The 1,612-nt window shown below is 60.7% G+C and carries 2 protein-coding genes and 1 pseudogene; all 3 read right to left on the reverse strand.

The features are described from left to right. Window positions 1–17: 17 nt before the first annotated feature. Complete coding sequence (locus tag ACOCD2_RS19170; protein ID WP_293682073.1) at window positions 18–209, reverse strand: hypothetical protein; 192 nt, start codon at window positions 207–209, stop codon at window positions 18–20. A 181-nt stretch (window positions 210–390) separates the two neighbouring features. Then, window positions 391–1,131 (reverse strand): annotated as a pseudogene (locus ACOCD2_RS19175) (V-type ATP synthase subunit A); the annotation flags it as partial. Further along, the gene (locus tag ACOCD2_RS19180; protein ID WP_293688824.1) at window positions 1,124–1,591 is read right to left on the reverse strand and encodes a V-type ATP synthase subunit E; all 468 of its coding nucleotides are present in this window, start codon (window positions 1,589–1,591) and stop codon (window positions 1,124–1,126) included. The pseudogene ACOCD2_RS19175 and the gene ACOCD2_RS19180, both read right to left, overlap by 8 nt. Window positions 1,592–1,612 lie beyond the last annotated feature (21 nt).

The following is a 1,612-nucleotide window of genomic DNA, read 5'->3' on the forward strand; positions in this document are numbered from 1 at the left end:
TTCAATCGCTTATCGCATCAGAAAGTGGCCTCGTATTGCAACTTTCTGTGGCCTTTCATGGCCCCGATGTCATAGCCATCGAGGAGCCAGTTGATCTGCTGCCCGGTCAGCCGCTGCCAGCCATGGAGAGCGAAGCGAAGGCTGGTAGTCCCCAGTAGCCGCGAGGCCGCACTGTTTTCCCTGCGTGCCTTGCGCCAGAGGGAAAACAAAGTAGGCCTCCGAACGCGGCGTCCAGTCATATGGGAGTCAAGTACGGAGCAGCAACGAGCTTGCGAAGTTGTTGCGTAGTGCTTGGTGACCAGGACGGCTGGGGCACAAATAGGTTGTCAAAGGCCGAGTCGATTTTGGGGACTGGGATGTCCCAAAATCTATCACGAGGTCGAAGACACGCTTGTGCTGCAGCATGGTCTTGCCCGCGCCGAAAGGGCCGGGTATGGCGCCCTTGCCACCCTTGAGCAGGGGGAAGAATGTGTCCAGTATGCGCTGCCCGGTGAGCAGGGGGGCGACGCTGTCGTCCCGTTTCTGGTAGGGCCGGGGGATGCGCACCGGCCAGCGATGGAACAGCTTCAGGTCCTGAATGCAGTTAAGCGGTGTATGCACCCTGGCGATGACCTGTTTGAGGTCGTATTCGCCCGCGACCGCCAGTTCCAGCAGTTCCCCGTGAACGCCGGGTGGCGTGAGAATGCGATGTTCCGTCGAGGCGGTTTCCTGTACCGTGCCCAGTGCCATGCCACCGCGGATTTCCTGACCGGCTTTCAGGTCAGGATTGGGGACAAACGCCCAGGGTCTGTCACGTTCGAGCGCGGGAACATCCAGACCCCGGGGAATATAGTCGCCGGCCTGTTCCCTGAGATTGGTCAGCGGCCGCTGGATACCGTCGAAGATGCCGCCGAGCAGACCGGGCCCCAGTTCCACCGACAGGGGATAGCCCAGGGGGATGACCGTTTCCCCCGGCCGCAGCATTTCGGTGGATTCATACACCTGGATCAGGGCACGATCGTCGTCCAGGCCGATGACTTCGCCGGTGAGTTTCTGTTTGCCCAGCCGCACCTGCTCTCCGCTGGCGATGCCCGGCAGCCGGGCACGCACCAGAGGCCCGTTGATTTCGATGACGGTGCCCGGATCAGTCATCGAACAGTCCTCTCAGGCTGATATCGGCAGCGAACAGCCGCTCGGTGATGACCTGTAGCAGGGCGCCCTGGAAGCGCTCGATGCGGCCTTCGAAGCTGTTGTCGATGCGGATGCGGTTGTCCCTGCTGCGCAGCAGCACGCCGCCACTGCAATGAATGGGCGTTGCAGCCAGCTCGATGGTTTTGCCCGGGGCGATATCGGCGGAAAATGTTTCCCAGCGTGGTTTCAGGTAGGCCAGGTCAGAGGCATTGAACTCGGCGACCAGTGCGGTGCTCTCGATATCTTCGGCCGCCTGAACCAGCAGCTTGTGCAGCAGTGCCAGGTAGCTTTCCCGGTCGTCCCTGACCTTTTGCAGCCGTTCAAGTGTGTCTTCGGCCTCGTGATAGATTTTGGGACATCCCAGTCCCCAAAATCGACTCGGCCTTTGACAACCTATTCGTGCCCCAGCCGTCCTGGTCACCAAGCACTACGCAACAACTTC

This window comes from Thiolapillus sp. (genome assembly GCF_048562965.1).
GTDB classification, from domain to species: domain Bacteria; phylum Pseudomonadota; class Gammaproteobacteria; order Chromatiales; family Chromatiaceae; genus Thiolapillus; species Thiolapillus brandeum_A.